Below are 17,672 nucleotides of genomic sequence, written 5' to 3'. Positions count from 1 at the left end.
ATACAAATATACAATGCGAAAAATTGGGTCAGTAATGCGACGTAACGGGTAAATGTTGAGACGAAAGGCTCATAAAAAAGCCACTTGATTTACAAATGGCTTATTTGGGTACAGCAGAATTGTTTTTTGCTTTATATAATTTACAACGATTCGATATAAATTTTCAGCCCCATTTCAATCAGGCAGTATTCTTCAATGGTATCTTTAAGCAGCTCAGTAAGTACAGTTACGCTGCCGCCATTTTTTCCTGTTAGTTCAATACTACTTAATAATGTGGTTAATTTTTCTGCCTGTATTACGCCGGCGCTGCTTTTAAGTTTATGTGCTTTTTTACAAACTGTATCTATCTTACCCGATTGAAGGGCCTCTTTCATTTCTTTAATGTCTTTAGGCGTATCCTGCAATACAAGGGTAAGTACTTCCAGCAGGTACCCGGTGTCATCCATTTCTTCCAGCATGCTTAAATCATATAAGCCTTCTGTTGTGGTGATAGTGTGTGTTTCTGAATTTTCCATAACGGTATTTTTAGGGTATTATAATTTATCAGGCTCTTTTTTCGCTTGGTGTTTTTTGATTTCCAATATCCGACCATTTGGCCAGCATGTTCACCAGCTCTTCCAGTTTTACAGGCTTACTTAAAAAATCATCCATACCTGCTCTCAGGCATTCATCCCTGTCTTCTTTCATAGCATTAGCAGTCATGGCAATAATTGTTGGTTGTATTTCCATACCCTGTCTTATGATACGGGTAGCTTCCAGTCCGTCTATTTCGGGCATTTGCACATCCATCAGTATCACATCGTAAGGTTGCTGGTTGGCCATTTCAACTGCTACTTTACCATTTTCTGCAAGGGCAGCATCAAAGCCAAGTTTGCTTAATATTTTAAGTGTTAATTTCTGGTTTACCAGGTTGTCTTCGGCTACCAGTATACGCAATGGATGCTCTTTTACAAAGTCGATGGATAATTTTTGTTTAACCGGTTGTATTTCTGCAGCATGTTTCGATTTACCTCTCAGCTCATTAATAATAAGCTTACACAGCATTTCCTGTTTGATCGGTTTGGTCAATATCGATTTAAATAAGCCTGCATATTCTTTATTCCTTTCATCACCAACAGAACTCAGTAAAATAACAGGAAGTTCGGGATACAACCGTTGCATGTTTTGTGCTAATTCACAACCATCCATATCGGGCATCTGCATATCAGTAAGTACCAGGTCAAACTGTGCTCCTTTTGCCAGTATTTGCAAAGCCTCGGCACCACTGCAAGCCAAGGTAGGTACCAGCTTCCATATTTCCAGTTGGTTTTTAAGAATGCAACGGTTGGTTAAATTATCATCTACCACCAGTACCTGCTTACCTTCAATACCTGCAATATGGTTGGTTACATAAGTACGCACCGACTGAGAACTTGCTGCAGATTGCATAGTAAAAGTAAATGTGGTACCAACAGCTTCTTTACTGGTTACATTGATCTGTCCACCCATGAGGCCAATTAATTTTTCACAAATGATCAAGCCTAAGCCGGTGCCACCATACTTGCGGCTGGTAGATGAATCCACCTGCGAAAAAGCTTTGAACAGACGTTCCATTTTATCTGCAGGAATACCAATACCGGTATCACGTACTTCAAATTGCAATTCTACCTGTCCATCATCTTTTGTTTTGCTTAAATGCACACCAACAAATATCTCTCCCTGTTCGGTAAATTTAATGGCATTGCTTACGAGGTTCACCAATACCTGGCGCAGCCTTAAACTATCGCCGATAATCTGAGCAGGTACATTATAATCAATTTCATACACCAGGTCCAGCCCCAGTTTACCTGCCCTGTTTGCAAATACGTCCAATACTTCTTCAATGCAGGTACGCAGGTCAAAGTCACGATCTTCTAATTCCATATTACCCGATTCTATTTTAGAGAAATCAAGGATATCATTGATCACTGTTAACAGCGCTTCGCCGCAGGTGCTGATGGTTTTTGCATATTCCTGTTGCTCGGGTGTAAGATTGGTTTCATTTAATAGTGAGGCCATTCCTATTACACCGTTCATGGGTGTACGAATTTCGTGGCTCATGGTGGCTAAGAAAACACTCTTTGCTTTATTGGCGGCATCAGCTTCGTGGCGTGCCTGTTCAGCTTTTTGATAAGCTACTTTTAATGCCTCTTCATTTATAATTCTTTCTTTATGAATCTGGGATTCTCTCTCCAGCCTGCCCATTTCACGGGTTTGTTCTACCTGTATCTTACTATATTTTTTTAACAGATAAGCCCACAGTCCGCAGATAAAAAATATTAATGCTGCAAGTACAATATGTATAACAAAAGCGACCAGTTCAACAGAATCAACCTGGGTAAAATAAACGCCTTTTACGCCGGAGTTTTGCAGGTAAGCTAATCCTGCATGATGAATCAGTACAAATAGTACTAAAGGAATCTGCAGTTTCCAGTTTTGGTAAGTGATGAGTATTGCGCTGGCAACAAATGCAGCAAAATGCATTTCAAAAAGGCCATGCATCTGGTAAATGCCCTGCGCCATAAAAATACCCAGCACTACACTTAAAACATACTGGTACAAATTTGAATCGGGCATACTGAACTTAATATAATAGTAGGCAAAAAGTGAAAATCCGCCTACACCAAAAGCTATCAGCCAGGTATCGTAAAAAGGTGCTATTATTAAGCCGCATAAAAAAAAGCAGATGAGAAAATAATTCATCAACTTATCCGACCGCTCTTTTACCTGCTGTGCAAACGAAATATGTCCGGCTTGCTTAATTGGGTTTACATTTTCCATTATTCAATTTTGGTTTTAGGGTTTTATCAGGTTTATTTTTTGCAGCTCTGGCCCGGTAGTGAGCATCCATAAGCTGTTAATGCATAAGTATTAAAAACGGGTTGTTGACTGTTGGTTAGTAAGGCTTCAATTGCAGTTTGTGCGTAATTGGTTTTTTTATCTGCGCAATAGCGACTTTTATTATAATTGCCCCTGTAATACAATGATTGGTCTGCAGTTAATAAAACTGCTTGTGGTGTGGAGTATACACCACAGTCACGTGCAATAGAGGTGTCGAATAAAATGGGTACTGTGATCCCGAATTTTTTTCTGATTTCTTCTTCGGTATATTCTTTATCCTTCATCATCACCACCACAGCAAAGCTGATCTGCTTACCATAAGTTTCAGCTAATTCTTTAAAATGCGGTACATTAAAACGGGAGCAAGGGCAATCAGGGTTAAAGAAATGCAGGAAGACAGGTTCATTTTTTTTAGCAGTAAACTTTGCGCTGATATCGATATGTTCTCCCACGGCAACAGCGTGGTATGCATCCGGCACCGGCGTTGGCAAGGCATAACGCCATTCGCTATACCAGAATAAAAATCCAATACAACTGAATGTTGTTAAGAGTACAGTAATTGCAATTACTTTTTTTAAAAATGCGGGCATGGTTGGTTTTTGAGGATATATTGGTTCTACAATAGAACGTAATAAACGCAACAGTGGTGTGAGATAAGTTACCAATCTGTTGTAGAAAAACAACTACTAATAGTGTATTAGCGATAATTTCTGTTAGTGCTATACAATTTCTGATCTTATAAATAGTTCTACAATATATTACCCGGCAAACAAATTAAATAAACCTTACAAGATTTAAAGAGACTGTTACAATTTCACACCTAATGAAAAATGTTTTACCAGAAAAGATCGATATTTTTCTCGTTGTAAACCCTGAGGCTATCGAAGAACATTTTAATAAGAATGATCCATCCCCTTTTTACAAGCGGCAACTGAGCCATGAGTTTGAAGAATACATTAACCGCATTAAAGCGCCGGCAAGAAGGTTTACTGTAATTGAATATAAGGTTACCTGTAAAACTGAAGAAGACAAACAATACACTGAGCCACTGATATATGCTATCAAGCGGCATTTTGCCAATGTGATGCTGGCCAAACAGGGAGAATTTGAACGGTTTAAGCGCCGCAATTATATTGTACTTTTTATTGGTCTTGCCATTATACTATTATCGCATATACTGATACCGATGATCATTAAAGATGGCGGTGGTGTGGAATCGGCCATACTTACCGGCATTGATATTTTTAGCTGGGTAATGATGTGGCAACCGATCGATAATTTATTATTTCACTGGAACAGTCATTTAAAGGAGATCAGTACGGTTAAAAAGCTTACTGATGCACCAGTAGTGTATACTGAAGAAGCAAAATAATAATCGTTTAAAAAAATTAAAACCCTAACGAAAACCAAACACTTTGTATGGAAATAGTTGAACACATTTTATTGAAAGGATACCTGCCGCTTTTTGTGCTGTCCACTTTTAGTGCCTGTATTTTTATAGGGGTTATTATTGCCATGGCATTGGTGTTATTTGGTTTTTATAAATCCAACGTTACCAGTTATCATAATAAAATAACAGGGTTGGGGCAACAGGTGGAAGCTATGCAAAAACATTTGGATTATGCCAACCGTGAAGAAACCAAAGCAAGAAGCGATGCAAAAAGAGCCGCCGCAGCCAGGGATACACTACTCAATTCTTTAAGCCATGAAATACGTACGCCTATGAATGGTATATTGGGCATGGCAATATTGCTGGAAGAAACTAATCTTAACAACGAACAAAAAGATTATATCGATACCATCATCAGTTCGGGCAAAATTTTGCTGAATAAGGTGGATGAAGTGATGGCAAATGATTTGCTGGAACAATCAAAAATTAACCGCACCATTACCAGTACACAACAAAAAAATACCGACCTGCGTAATTGTGTGGAAGAAGTGATAGACACATTTGCTGTAAAAGCTTCGCAAATGGGAATGGAATTATTGTACGACCTGGATGCTGCTGTACCTGCACAGGTATTAACCGATAATAAACGCCTGCAACAAATATTGACCAACCTTGTAGAGAAGGTAATGGAAGATAAACCGCAACAGGTTTGCATTGGTGTGTACATTATCAAACATGATAACATAGATACGCCTCCTGCACTAGGGTTTACAGTAACTGCAAAACCTTTGGGCAATACTGCTGCAATAGCATTGCTGCAGGCCGAGGGCAAAACCTTGCCGGGTGGTAATGCTGAAGAAGAACAAAGCCTGCAATATCTTGGCCTTAGCATTAGTAAACAACTGGTGGAAGAAATGAATGGAGAAATAAAAGCGGTGAACGAAGACAATGCCGGCTTTATTATTAGTATACCATTGCATAAAGCTACCATGCTTACAGGTAATAGCACTGGTTATAACCTGAAAGACTTTGAAGGCAAATCCGTATTGGTTGTAAACAGTAATGTAATTGCAGCAGGTATTTTATTAAAACAACTGCGGCACTGGCAACTGTTACCTGTTGTGGTAAGCACAGCAAAAGAAGCATTACAACTGGCCGGGGAAAATAATTTTAACCTGGTAATAACTGAGATGGATCTGCCGGATATGACAGGGATGCAACTGGCGGGTAACATGAAGGGTATACAGCCGCAATTGCCGGTAATATTGTTTAATCCGCTGAACGATAAACGGTATAAAGAACAGGAAACTATTGCGGGTGCCATTACGGTATTAAGCAAGCCGATCAAGCAACATACTTTGTTTGATCATATCCTCAGCAATATAAGAACGGATAAAAAAGCAGGCCAGATGCAGGATATGCAGGCGAAAAAATTATCTGCCGACTTTGCAAAAGAATATCCGTTACGTATACTGGTAGCCGAAGATAATCCCGTAAACCAGAAATGGGCTACTAAGATATTGGAAAGGCTGGGATACGAAGCAGATATTGCTGCTAACGGGCATATTGTATTAGACATGGTGGGTAAAACAACCTACGACCTGATATTGATGGATGTGCAAATGCCAGAGATGGATGGACTGGAAGCCACTAAAATGATAAGGGTTTGCCTGAATAAACAACCGACAATTATTGCAATGACGGCCAACGTAATGCACGGCGACAGGATGGCTTGTATGCAGGCGGGTATGGATGATTACATCAGCAAGCCGGTGCAATTGGGCGAACTGGTGAATATGCTGGAGAAATGGGCATTGGTAATAACGGATAAAAAAATGGCTTAACTACAGTATAAAAAATTTTCCTGTGAATAAGACCAGTAACGTATCCGAAAGCCATCAGAAAAGATCAGTACAACTATTTTTTTTGCACAACATTTTTTTTGTGATTGCGATTTTTTTTTGTCTGCAATTAAAAGCACAGCAACATAGCTGGGTGATTGATTCTGCTGTAAATTTATTGGATGGAACAAGTGCAGCATACAACAAAGTGCATCCAGGCGATACTATTTATTTAAAACCAGGCAACAGGAATAAATTACTGATCAGAAATTTTAAAGGTACTGCCGATAGTGCTATAATTTTCATGAATGCCAACGGCATTGTTACATTAAGTACCAATGATTATTATGGTATTTCAATCAGTAATTGCAGGTACATTAGGTTTTCGGGAAATGGCAACAGCAATAATTTTTATGGGATACAAATAAAAAAAGTAGCAGCCGGTGCAGGCGTTGGCATTGGTGCTATGAGCTCGGATGTGGAGATAGATCATGTATCAATAGAAAACTGCAGTACCGAAGGAATATTTGCGAAGACCGATCCCGATTGCACATTACAATCGTTCCGTGATAACTTTACACAATTCAATACTAACCTTCACGATAATTATATTGCTAATACCGGTACCGAAGGAATGTATATTGGCAGTTCTTTTTATTCGGGGATGAAAATTACATGTAACGGAAAAGATACGATAGTAATGCCACCTGTTTTGGATGGGGTTAAGATTTACAACAACATTGTTACCAACACCGGATGGGATGGAATACAGGTAAGTTCGGCTCCATTGCATTGTTATATATTCGACAACAAAGTTTCTAACGACAGCCAATCCGAAACACCTAATCAAATGTCGGGCATTATTATGGGCGGGGGTTCCAAATGTGATTGCAATAATAATTTAATCACCAACGGAAAAGGAGATGGAATAGAAAATCACGGATTAGGCGGCAACCGAATTTTTAATAATATTATTGTAAATGCCGGCCGCACTTATTTGCCCAATGATGCTACACAGATGAAACATGGTATATTGGTTTCTGATGTGTCTGTGGTAAATGATTCTGCTGTATGTATTTTTTTTAATGATATCATTAATCCAAAATCTGATGGTATAAGATTTCAGAGTGTAAAAAGTAAACATAACCTTATTGCTTCTAATTGTATTGTTAACCCCGGTAATTACAATTTGTATGAGCTGGATAACACTTCCTTTACTGGCAATGATGCTTACGTAATGATCCCGAATGCGATAGCAGATATTCAACTAAAGAATAATTATTTTTCAAGAACGATTGCGGAAGCAGGAATATCACCAACAGATTATTCTATTTTACCCGGATCACCACTTATTAACCAGGGTTATCCAGCTAATGGTGCTATCACTTTTGATTTCAACAATCACAGAAGGCCTGTTGGCGGTTTGTACGACATAGGTGCAATAGAATATAGTGGTGGCGTAGATACCATGCTGCACACATTCAGTGATAAGCCTTTGCTGTTTCCCAATCCTGTAAATAGCACATTAACTATTAAATATTTATCAATTGCCATTACAAAAACAATTTTGCATGTGTATGCATTGAGCGGAGCACAGGTAATGGAAAAATACAGCCAGGTAATTACACCGGGCATCCAGGAATTGCATGTTGGTGTTGATCATTTACCCGGTGGTGTTTACGTTTATGCAATTCAAAATGGTATGAATATTACTTACGGGAAATTTATAAAATTTTAATTGCAGAAGTTTGTGGTGGTATTAATCCGCTCTTTTCGCTCTTTCCCAATTTACTGATTGTGTTTTTTTCATGTAACGGAAAAACCCGAGCACTACTGACAAGTTCATAATGAAAAAGTAGTAGGGTACAAATAATGCTTTTATCCTTGTTGACCTGTTTTCCATAAACCAACCTGTTAATGCAGCAATATAAAATAATAACTGTAGGCCAAATAATGTGGCATACATACCAAAGCTTAACAGCCCTTCATTATAAGCCAGCATAAATCCAACCGGTATTAATACCAACAGGCAAAGCGGTGTTAAGGTCCAGCGTAATACCCGGTGAGAAATATACTGGAAAGAAAGTGTGCCGTATTTAAAAATATTCAACAAAGATCTTAATCTTACTACCGCCTGTATACCGCCTGCAGAAATTCTTATTTTTCTTTTCAATTCTTCTTTTACATTGGCAGATGCATTTTCAACAGCATAAGCTTCCGGATCGTACTGGATAGTATAACCATCCTGCGCCACTCTTAACGAAATTACAAAATCATCCAGTAAGGTATCTTTTTCAACATCTCTGTACAATTCAGTTCTGATAGCAAATAATTCACCGGCAGCACCCACAACAGAATATAATTCGGCATCCCATTTTTTTAAAGCCGATTCATATTTCCAATACAAACCTTCGCCTGCACCTGATGCTACATCGCTTTCTTTATTGATAATTCTTTTTTCTCCGGATACACAGCCGGTGGTTGGATTTGCAAAAAGACGAACGATACGTTGTATAGATTCTTTACCCAGCATGGTATTGGCATCGCTGAATATTACAATTGGAGTAGTAACAAATTTCATTCCCCTGTTCATGGCACTTATTTTTCCATTGCGTTCAGGTAAATGATGCACCGTAACATTATTATATTTTTTTAAAAGTTCCGGTGTGCCATCATCAGAGCCATCGGTAACCCAAACAACCTGTAATTTATCTTTTGGATAATCAAGGCTCAGGGTATTATTTATTTTGTCTGCCACATAATCTTTCTCATTATACGCTGCAATAAATAAAGTAACCTCAGGTTGATAGGCGCCATTAAAACCATGCGTTTTAGCCGGCTTAAAAATTCTTTTCAATTTAATGATAAAGTACAACACAATACCATAGCCAACATAAGTGTACACCACAATAAATGCCAGTATCCAGAATAAAATTTTTAAGATCAACATATCAATTTGGTTTTAACAGGGTTAAGTTTTACGGGTTATTGTTTTGCTATTTCGTCATATATCTTCAATACATCTTCTGCCATTGCCTTCCACGAAAATTTTGCAGCCTGTACTAATCCGGATTCCACCAATTGTGCACTAGTATGTGCATCATTGCAGAGATTGATCATGGCTGCGGTAATTTCTCCTGGTTTAAAAGGGTTGATGATGATGGCTGCATCTCCTGCTACTTCCGGCATGGAGGAGGTATTGGAAGTAATTACCGGTACACCACAAGCCATTGCTTCCAGCATAGGAATACCAAAGCTTTCACGAAGCGATGGGTACAGAAATATTTTGCTTTGACAATAAATGGCCGGCAGATCGGTATTGATCACGTACCCGGTCAATACAATTTTATTAATCAGGTTTTTATCACCGATCTCATTCAGTATTTTTTCCAATTCATTGCTATCGTAATCCAGCATCACTAATTTATAGTTACTGCCGGTAAGCTTTAAAAAATCTGAGAAGGCCTTTAATGTTCCTTTAGTATTTTTTTTGGGATCGGTGTTTCCAAGAAAGAAGAAGAAATTATCCGGTAGCTGGTATTTTTCTTTTACTCTTTTTAATTCCGCTTCGTCGGTAACAGGTTTAAAATGTTTGCTTACTCCATTGTAGACTGCTGCAAGACGGTTATCATTTTTCATTCCGAAAAATTCTCCTATGCGTTTCTTTTCGAAATGCGATACGGTAATTATTTTACTGCTTTTTTTAACCACCCGTGGCACTACCAGTTTCCTGTATGCATTACCAAATTTTTGATAGGGTGTTGCGCTGCCGGCAAGAATTTTTAAATAACTGCTTTCCATATAAATGATATCATGCAGTGTTGTCACCAATGGAATATCAGAATTTATGGGGGCAGTGTTGCTGGTGCAATGCAAAATATCGCAACCATATTTTTTTGCAGCTTTAGGCAAGGCAAATTGTTCCCACATAGGATAAGAACCTCCTTCAAGCGGTATAATTTTGAAATTGGCGGTTGCTTTTAAAGCACTGCTGTCTTCATCGGGTTTCACAAAAATGAAATACTCGTTTACATGATCAATTTCCTGCAGGTTGCGGATCAATTCCAGCGCCACCATGTCCATGCCGTGTTTTTTTTGGCGAAACAATCTTTGTCCTTCAATTCCTATTTTCATAATTTTTCTTTCTTAATAATTAACCGATCAAAACTTTTCTTATCCTGTTATAGATCACCACTTCCACTATGTAAGAGAAAATGATCATGATGAGAATATACAATCCGTATTCAATTACTTTGTTGTTAATAAAATTCAGATAGGTAGCTTCTACTACCAGGTAATGATGTGAAATGTAGATGACATAAGAACATGGTGCCAGGTATTTAAATATTCCAAATATGGAATTGAAACCCACCCATTTTAAATTTTGCCAGGCGATGGCCCCAAACATTACCATGATAGCAAAAACAAAATGCCGTAATTCGATAAATGGATAAGCCACCAGCGGGTAGCTGTAAATTTTGGTGTAGGAGTAATGAATGTACAGATTGAATACCAATATTGCAGTAATGATAAACAATACATAAGCATAAGGCAGTATTGATTTGATACTGTATTTTTCTCCTTTGATATACGTATCTGCAAAGCGGACACCGATCCACCAGATGGCAAAATACATAGCCAGCCGGTTTACAATGAAGGGATAGATAACGTAAGAAGCTGCGGCAACTATTACTATTATGCTCACCCATTTATTCAGTTTATCACTACTTATATTTTTAGACAGAAAAAAGAACAGCATATAAAACCACCACTCGTAAGATAGTGACCATAACACGCCATTGCCCATATAAGCAGCGGAGATGACATTAGGTTTTTGGGAGATCACATCCTGCAGCATAAAAATATTTCCCAATAAAGTTTTCCAGTCAGGATCAGCCAATGCACCTTCGCTGTAACATTTTAGACCATAACCTAAAATAAATATGAAGAATAAGGGAATGTATAACCTGATAAAACGGCGGATGAAATAATATTTGAAAGTTTTATTGGCCGATCTTTCAAAAGTATATTTAATTACAAAACCACTCAATACAAAAAATACAATTACAGCCTCGGGGCCAAAGCGGAAAATGGCACCCACATTTATACCAAGCAAATAGATTTTTTGCGGAAGTGTATGAAAAAATACCACATACAGCGCTGCAAATCCACGCAGTGCTTCAAGTTTTTCTAATCGGTTTTTTTTCATAGGGTTTTGGTTAGGATTTAATATTTTACTGTTTTAGTAATGCTTTACAGCTATTGCGAACTTGCAGTATGTTTGGTATGAATGAATTTTTTATTAGCGCCTTTTATTTTTAGCAAGGATAGCAACATCATCAACATCCCTTTTGGTAAGCTAATTAGGGCATGTAGTGTTTTAGAATTATAAAACGACCCCGGGATTGAAAATAAAAATGACAGTAAGCATGCGATGCCAATAGCTATCCAGCTTGTTGAAAACACCTCAGTGTTGTGCAACACATAATTTGCAGTAACAAATGATACACCAAAGAGAATCACTGACCCCAATAATAAAACCCTTGGTGGTTGAATAAACTGGATGGCTTTATCGAAGTAATCAATATTACCTTTGATAAAAAGATCTTTAAGAGCAGATAAAAAATCTTTTCTGAAATAATGTAATTGTGCCGAAAGCCAGCGGCGGCGCTGGTTGCCGAATACATCTGCCTTCTGTATCTTTTCATCAAAAACCAGGGCATCATCAAGGTATAGAATTTTATGGCCGGCTTTTAACATTTTTAATTCTATCTCTTTATCAAAACCACCTACAGCAGTAACAGTGCTCATCAGGGATTTAAAATAATCGTATTTAAAAGCCATGCCCGATCCAATGATAGCCGAGGAAAGCCCCATAACCCTGTGGCCTTTTCTGAAAATATTATTATTGATCTCTTCACTCACCGCATCCAGTATTGCCCAGGAATTATTGGTATTCTTTGCAGTGCGGTGGCCCTGTACTGCTATACAACCATCTTCAAAAGCAGCATTTACTTTGCCCAGAAAATCACGGGCCATTAAATTATCTGCATCCAGTACAACAGCAATATCATAGGCATCGGTAAGTGTTGCCATTGCTTTGTTTAGTGCTTTTGATTTGGTGCTTTTATCAAAACTCACTTCAATCAGTTTTACAGGCAATGCTTTTAAACTATCTAAAGTTTTCTGCTGAAAGGAATCGGCGATGATCACTACATCAAAAAATTCTTTTGGATAGCTTTGCAATAAAGCAGATTGGGCTACTTCCAGTATCACTTCATCTTCCTGGTAACCGGGAATGAGTACAGCAACCTTTCTGAAGGTACCGGGATTTTTATATGGCCGTTGTTTATAAAACAAACCTGCAAAAGAAAATACAAAAATGTATACCGTTGCCAGGCTTAGTAAAACCAGGATAACTGTTTGTATTGAATTATAAGTTAGCATAAAATATAAATAGGTTTTAATACACCCGGTTGCTCACACATTCCGGCCAGTAACTGATGTAATAATTGTAAAAGCATAGTAATATTTTTATTTTTTTACGGCCTTTTTTTGTTTGATCTTGTTCCTTACTTTCAATGCATACTTACGCAGGAAGGGCAGGTATTTACCACTCTTTAAATTGTACAGTACCGATTCGGAATCAAATATCATTTCGAAATTAGCAGTACATAACACAGGTTTTTTTGCGATCTTATTAATCTGTATAGCTTGTGTAAGTTCACTCTCTACAAACAGCACATAAGGTTTTGCCATATATGCTTTGGCTTTATGGCCTCCGTGGTTATTGGCTTTTTGCCTTGCTTCCATATCGGGTAAGTCAAGCATTACAAGGTCATTATATTTTACATTGTTAGCTTTCAGCCAGGTTTCAGTTTCTTTGCGGTATTTTTCTAAACGAGAGGTAACGATAGTACCTATTTTACTGCCGGGAATAAATAATGGCGGAGCATTCAAAATAAAATCGATGTATTTTTCTCCATCATCATTTTGTTCGGGTAAAGGATCGGCACATAAAACGCCATCAATATCAAAGCAGGCTTTTTCTAATGTGGTATGATTAAGAATATTCCATTGAAAATACCTTGGTAAAGGAACAGTTTCAAAAAAATAGTCCACGGTTTTTTCTTTTCCCGGAATTACATACACTGCACAGTACTTAATGTCGAATTGCGAAGCAAGCTCTTTCAGATTTTCTTTGCATTCCTGCAATGCTGCACCAGAAGCAACGCTATCATCTACCACCAGTATTTTTTTAAATTGTTTAATATCAAAAAACTGGCCTCTTGCACCGGCTTTATAAATATGGCCATTCATAAAAGAATGTATATCGGTGTATGGCCTGTTAAGATATAATGATAACAGGTTTGCAGGCAACATGCCACTCCTGGGCACACCCACTATCAAATCAAAATCACGGGGAATAATACTTAGTCTTTTAAGTATGATGTTATTCAGGTCACGGATATTTCTGTAATTCATAGGATTTAGTTTATAATTTTTTCAATCTGGTTGTATATCTCCTGCACATTATTGTGCCATGAATGTGACCTGGCAAAAATGATGCGTTGATTTTTTTTCTCTTCACTATTTTCAATCAATGCTTTTTCAACAGCTGTCTTATATTCATTTACATCAGCACATAAATACACATGGTCTTTAAATAATTCCATGGTGTGTGTGGTGGTGGCGATAACTGGTTTGCCCAATGCCAGGTATTCATCTACTTTACGGGGATAATTACCAATGGTGATTTCATTTATCAATTGTGGATTTAAGCAAACATCTAACGCATTCATATATTCGGGCACCTGTTGTTTGGCAATGCTTCCGGTGAAGTGTACATTTTTTAAATTGTGCAATGCATGAGCTGCAAATACCTTGTCTTCATTGCCAATCATCACAAAAGAATAACCAGGTTTGCTTTTTGCCAATTCGTAAATAAGGTCAGCATCTAAGCGCATGCTGTTAATATCGCCGATGTATCCAATTCTTGGTTGTGGTATTGCCTGCAATGCTGCAGGAACCGGAAAATCCATTTCTGTGTTGTAAGCCGAAAGGTCAACACCCTGTCCAACATCATAACTTTTGTTGTTGAAATTTTTTGCATAGTCAGCCAGTTGCGGCGAGTTGCAAACTACAAGATCACTCTTGTGTATCAGCTTTGGCTCTAAACGAACCGCATGTTTTTTCCAATAGGCATAAGGCTGTACATTATCTCTGCGATAGTATACCGAAAGCTTTGGGTCTAATATTTGCTTTGCATAAAAACTGCGGTAGATGTCGTTATCAATAAAATGAATAGGATTAATAAAACCTAATTTGTCTGCTACTTTTTTGGTGTAGCGAAATATCTTCCTGTTATTAGCTTTATTAAAAAAATCAAAAAGAAATCCATCGGGTAATCCGTTGATAGACCACACATAAAATGGAAAATCAAGCACCCATAGATTTTTAGAAATTTTCCTGATGGGCTTTTTTCGTTTTTTTAAAACTTCCAGGCGGCGGCTGGTTTCTGCAGTAGGTTTATTCCTGTACATGGTCATCATGTCTAATGGACTATTTACATACAACACCCTGTTATCAATGGCTATTTCTTTTGCAATATCAATAGCATTGGAACCGATGGGGATATCCCATGATTGAAGCCCGGTGATGATAAAATCTTTGCCTTTCATAGATTAGGTTTTAATTTTTTATTTTTATTGGGTTGGGTTGTATTTCTTCTTTTGGTATATCCAGCATTTCTGAATTCAACATTACTGCCATGGAGATATAGATCAATATACCCGTAGGCATTCCACCTAACACTGCATTACCATAAGATGCCGCCATTACTCCCACCATGCCGGAAATGAGTGCCGCTATTTTTAATTTTAAGAGCGGATCCCGTATTTTAAACATCACTTTGTAAGAAGCTTTTCCAACGGTATAAAAAAGAATAAATAAGTGCAATAGCAAACCAACAATTCCCTGCTCTACCCAAACCAATACATACCAGCTATCAGTTGCCACTTGTGAAAGAAATGCATTAGGTAAATATCTTTGTGCCTTTACACCACCGTGCCCGATGCCACCACCGAATGGGCGTGAGGCAAGGTATTTTTTCAATAGTTTCTGATTATCCAGTCTTACCTGCAATGAAGCGTCATTAGGGTCAAATGCAGTACGCATTCTTCGTATCTGGTCGTTGCCTTGTCCAATAGTAGTAAAACGGAAGAAAATAAAAACAAGGGCTAATAATGCAACACCATAACTTAATACCTTGATATTTTTACGCAATACAAAAAAAGTCATGAAGCCAGCTAACGGGATACTGATTGCACCACGTGTACCCGAGATGATCATTCCGTAAAAACCTAAAATTGCCACTGCAACAAAGAATAATTTTTTTGGCTTGTTATTTTTTATCGCCATCGAATAAATAGTAGCCACTACCGCGGTGTAAGCCTGGTTACCACCAAACTGGCCGGCATCGCTTAAAAAAGAAAATACCCTTAGCTTACCAAATAAAATATGCGTTTTATAATTGCCTTCGTTCAGCCATGCCTGCTCTGCATAATCCACACCAAATTTTAATTGCATGATACCTTTTAATGAAGCCAGTATGGAGAAGGTTCCCCATACGTAAAGAAAGAAATCTAATTTGCGGTTACTGTTGATAAACATTAATGTTAAGGGCACTAACAAAAACATGTATACTGATACACCACGGCCCGAAAACCATGCCGCCATACTGTGTGCTTCGGGATTCACTATTTCAAAGAGTGAGTAACACAGCCAGATGAATGCTAAAAAGGTAATGTCTTTTGCTGCAGGAGCCCAGTTTACTCTTTCCCTGAACTTATTCATAATCAAAGCCAGGTAGGTGAGGATAAGGATAGCATCCATACCCAAACCCACCTGCACATCTTTTACATATCGCCCCATACCAATCAATATAAAACTCAATGCAACGCTGGTATATAATCCGATAATTGGTTTTGTGAAAAGAAGGTATAAATACACAACACCCAAAAACAATCCGAATAATACACCGATACCCAGTAACTGCATTTTGGCAGCAATCAATGCAAATACGCTTACTACTACCAGTAACAATACCACGAAGCCGGGCTTTGCCAGGCGTGATGATCCGGAATAATTTTCAAACGGGTGTATGTTACTTTCTAAGGTCATTTATAAAAAGTGTTTTATCATAGCTTTGCAACTCTGACATAACGGTAATTAGTGAGTTTATTAAAAATTGATCTGTAAAATTTAGCACCATGCGTAAAAATCTCACCGTAGTGCAAACTCAATTCTTTGTTTAAGAAGATCATTCCTATCCAGATGCCCAGCAGTGTGAAAAGTATAGACGCCACTGCCACCAGAATTAAAGATTTGAATATAAAAATGGCGATGAGGTCTCCTGCAATATTGGCGATAACCATAAACAATACTTTCAGTGCATTGATGTTGGGTTTGTTGATACTGTCTAATCCAATTCCTGTCATCCTGTCGATTGGGAGTAATAATCCGTATAAAGAAAATACACGAACAATATTTACTGCATTGAACCCTGTGGCGGGATCTGTTTGTACATATTGTTTTCCTGCAAGAAAAAGAACAAACAAATCGGCAAATGCAAAAGTGAACAGGCTAACGAAAATGAATAAATAAGTAAGTGCGCCGGAATAGGTATAAAATAATTCTTTTACTTCAGCAACTTTTCCCTGTAAACTTGCTTTGGACATTTTTGGAAAAGCCGTTGCAGCAAAACTGCGTAATGGTATTTGCTGTAGTTCTGTAAGCTTAAGCGGAATGCTGTACAATGCAACTGCTGCATTTCCTAAAGGGCTTAAGCTGATAATTAATGTATCGGCACTACGTAAAAGATTGGTGCCCACCAGTGTGAAGGTGGTATATTTTCCAAAGTGCAGTAAAGTTTTATTAGTAGCCACAGTTGCTTTTTTAATATGCTTTAACCCGTCCCAGCCTGCAATGATGCTTACTAAAGAGGTGAGTACATTAATGATAATATTTGCTATTACAATCTGAAGCAGCGTCATTTTTAAAAAATAAAAATTTACTACCAGTATAATAAAGAAGCCACCACTGTTGATTGCTTTCAACGCTAATATTTTACCATAATTTCTATCCGCCTGCAAAACAACTAAAGCATTATTCCAGGGAAGATTTACGACAGCCAATAATGGATACCAGGTAAAAAACAGCCCGTATCCCGAATGCTGTATGGATTGGTAAAAGAAAATATTGCAGCCAATAATAATAATGGCAATAATGATTGTTGCTGCAGCACCAATCAAAGCATTGGAACCAATTAGTTTAATGCGGGCTTCTTCCGTTGCTCCTGATAAATACCTTATTAAACCGGTATTGGTAATTCCAAACCTGAACATTTCTATAAATGATCCTGCTGCAATTAGTAATACCCATTGGCCAAACATATCTACAGATAAACTTCTTGCCAATATTGCAAAACCGGATATACCAAATAATGCAATAACAAGATTCCCTGTTAAGGAAAGAAAATTATCTTCTCGTACAATCTTGTTAAGCTTCTTTTTCAAAGGATG

General features: G+C 37.8%; 14 protein-coding genes. 3 read left to right on the top strand and 11 right to left on the bottom strand.

Annotated features, from left to right (window positions below):
* Positions 1-140 precede the first annotated feature (140 nt).
* From ACQ334_RS10165 to ACQ334_RS10155, 3 genes are read right to left on the bottom strand one after another with little or no spacing between them, the layout of a single operon-like run.
* Positions 141-515, bottom strand: coding sequence for an Hpt domain-containing protein (locus tag ACQ334_RS10165; RefSeq protein ID WP_430988093.1), 375 nt, complete (start codon positions 513-515; stop codon positions 141-143).
* 28 nt (positions 516-543) lie between these two features.
* Positions 544-2,799 carry a response regulator gene (locus tag ACQ334_RS10160; RefSeq protein WP_430988092.1) on the bottom strand — a complete coding sequence of 752 codons (2,256 nt, stop codon included), beginning with the start codon at positions 2,797-2,799 and terminating at the stop codon, positions 544-546.
* 32 nt (positions 2,800-2,831) lie between these two features.
* Positions 2,832-3,449: a hypothetical protein gene (locus ACQ334_RS10155; RefSeq protein ID WP_430988091.1), complete on the bottom strand. Its 618-nt coding sequence runs from the start codon at positions 3,447-3,449 to the stop codon at positions 2,832-2,834.
* Between the two features lie 233 nt (positions 3,450-3,682).
* Between ACQ334_RS10155 and ACQ334_RS10150 the strand changes: the two genes are divergently transcribed.
* The 3 genes from ACQ334_RS10150 to ACQ334_RS10140 all read left to right on the top strand — a co-directional run bounded on the left by ACQ334_RS10150 (position 3,683) and on the right by ACQ334_RS10140 (position 7,828).
* A complete protein-coding gene (locus ACQ334_RS10150; protein ID WP_430988090.1) occupies positions 3,683-4,231 on the top strand; it encodes a hypothetical protein in 549 nt (182 codons plus the stop codon).
* 47 nt (positions 4,232-4,278) lie between these two features.
* Positions 4,279-6,093 carry a response regulator gene (locus tag ACQ334_RS10145; RefSeq protein WP_430988089.1) on the top strand — a complete coding sequence of 605 codons (1,815 nt, stop codon included), beginning with the start codon at positions 4,279-4,281 and terminating at the stop codon, positions 6,091-6,093.
* A 100-nt stretch (positions 6,094-6,193) separates the two neighbouring features.
* Positions 6,194-7,828, top strand: a complete 1,635-nt coding sequence (locus ACQ334_RS10140) for a choice-of-anchor Q domain-containing protein (RefSeq protein ID WP_430988088.1) — start codon at positions 6,194-6,196, stop codon at positions 7,826-7,828.
* 21 nt (positions 7,829-7,849) lie between these two features.
* Here the strand turns inward: ACQ334_RS10140 and ACQ334_RS10135 are convergent, their stop codons facing one another.
* The 8 genes from ACQ334_RS10135 to ACQ334_RS10100 all read right to left on the bottom strand — a co-directional run bounded on the left by ACQ334_RS10135 (position 7,850) and on the right by ACQ334_RS10100 (position 17,666).
* Positions 7,850-9,040 (bottom strand): glycosyltransferase family 2 protein, encoded by a 1,191-nt coding sequence (locus tag ACQ334_RS10135; RefSeq protein WP_430988087.1) that lies wholly within the window; start codon positions 9,038-9,040, stop codon positions 7,850-7,852.
* A gap of 35 nt (positions 9,041-9,075) precedes the next feature.
* On the bottom strand, positions 9,076-10,224 hold the full coding sequence (locus tag ACQ334_RS10130; RefSeq protein WP_430988086.1) for a glycosyltransferase family 4 protein: 1,149 nt from the start codon (positions 10,222-10,224) through the stop codon (positions 9,076-9,078).
* Positions 10,225-10,243: 19 nt separating this feature from the next.
* Positions 10,244-11,299 (bottom strand): acyltransferase family protein, encoded by a 1,056-nt coding sequence (locus ACQ334_RS10125; protein ID WP_430988085.1) that lies wholly within the window; start codon positions 11,297-11,299, stop codon positions 10,244-10,246.
* A gap of 50 nt (positions 11,300-11,349) precedes the next feature.
* Positions 11,350-12,537, bottom strand: coding sequence for a glycosyltransferase (locus ACQ334_RS10120; protein ID WP_430988084.1), 1,188 nt, complete (start codon positions 12,535-12,537; stop codon positions 11,350-11,352).
* An 87-nt stretch (positions 12,538-12,624) separates the two neighbouring features.
* Positions 12,625-13,575: a phosphoribosyltransferase gene (locus ACQ334_RS10115; protein WP_430988083.1), complete on the bottom strand. Its 951-nt coding sequence runs from the start codon at positions 13,573-13,575 to the stop codon at positions 12,625-12,627.
* A gap of 5 nt (positions 13,576-13,580) precedes the next feature.
* Entirely contained in the window at positions 13,581-14,771 is a 1,191-nt protein-coding gene (locus ACQ334_RS10110) for a glycosyltransferase (protein ID WP_430988082.1), read from the bottom strand.
* Positions 14,772-14,781: 10 nt separating this feature from the next.
* On the bottom strand, positions 14,782-16,272 hold the full coding sequence (locus tag ACQ334_RS10105) for an O-antigen ligase family protein (RefSeq protein ID WP_430988081.1): 1,491 nt from the start codon (positions 16,270-16,272) through the stop codon (positions 14,782-14,784).
* A 17-nt stretch (positions 16,273-16,289) separates the two neighbouring features.
* Positions 16,290-17,666 carry a lipopolysaccharide biosynthesis protein gene (locus ACQ334_RS10100; RefSeq protein WP_430988080.1) on the bottom strand — a complete coding sequence of 459 codons (1,377 nt, stop codon included), beginning with the start codon at positions 17,664-17,666 and terminating at the stop codon, positions 16,290-16,292.
* Positions 17,667-17,672: the final 6 nt, after the last annotated feature.

It is taken from the genome of Ferruginibacter sp. SUN106 (genome assembly GCF_050611765.1).
Lineage (GTDB): Bacteria > Bacteroidota > Bacteroidia > Chitinophagales > Chitinophagaceae > Ferruginibacter.
The sequence above is the reverse complement of the archived record's forward strand: the minus strand, read 5'-3'. Positions and strand labels throughout refer to the sequence as shown.

Excerpts from the sequence above, each read along its gene's own strand:
- ACQ334_RS10165 (WP_430988093.1), bottom strand. The coding sequence starts at position 515 with ATGGAAAATTCAGAAACACACACTATCACCACAACAGAAGGCTTATAT.
- ACQ334_RS10160 (WP_430988092.1), bottom strand. The coding sequence starts at position 2,799 with ATGGAAAATGTAAACCCAATTAAGCAAGCCGGACATATTTCGTTTGCA.
- ACQ334_RS10155 (WP_430988091.1), bottom strand. The coding sequence starts at position 3,449 with ATGCCCGCATTTTTAAAAAAAGTAATTGCAATTACTGTACTCTTAACA.
- ACQ334_RS10150 (WP_430988090.1), top strand. The coding sequence starts at position 3,683 with ATGAAAAATGTTTTACCAGAAAAGATCGATATTTTTCTCGTTGTAAAC.
- ACQ334_RS10145 (WP_430988089.1), top strand. The coding sequence starts at position 4,279 with ATGGAAATAGTTGAACACATTTTATTGAAAGGATACCTGCCGCTTTTT.
- ACQ334_RS10135 (WP_430988087.1), bottom strand. The coding sequence starts at position 9,040 with ATGTTGATCTTAAAAATTTTATTCTGGATACTGGCATTTATTGTGGTG.
- ACQ334_RS10130 (WP_430988086.1), bottom strand. The coding sequence starts at position 10,224 with ATGAAAATAGGAATTGAAGGACAAAGATTGTTTCGCCAAAAAAAACAC.
- ACQ334_RS10125 (WP_430988085.1), bottom strand. The coding sequence starts at position 11,299 with ATGAAAAAAAACCGATTAGAAAAACTTGAAGCACTGCGTGGATTTGCA.
- ACQ334_RS10120 (WP_430988084.1), bottom strand. The coding sequence starts at position 12,537 with ATGCTAACTTATAATTCAATACAAACAGTTATCCTGGTTTTACTAAGC.
- ACQ334_RS10115 (WP_430988083.1), bottom strand. The coding sequence starts at position 13,575 with ATGAATTACAGAAATATCCGTGACCTGAATAACATCATACTTAAAAGA.
- ACQ334_RS10110 (WP_430988082.1), bottom strand. The coding sequence starts at position 14,771 with ATGAAAGGCAAAGATTTTATCATCACCGGGCTTCAATCATGGGATATC.
- ACQ334_RS10105 (WP_430988081.1), bottom strand. The coding sequence starts at position 16,272 with ATGACCTTAGAAAGTAACATACACCCGTTTGAAAATTATTCCGGATCA.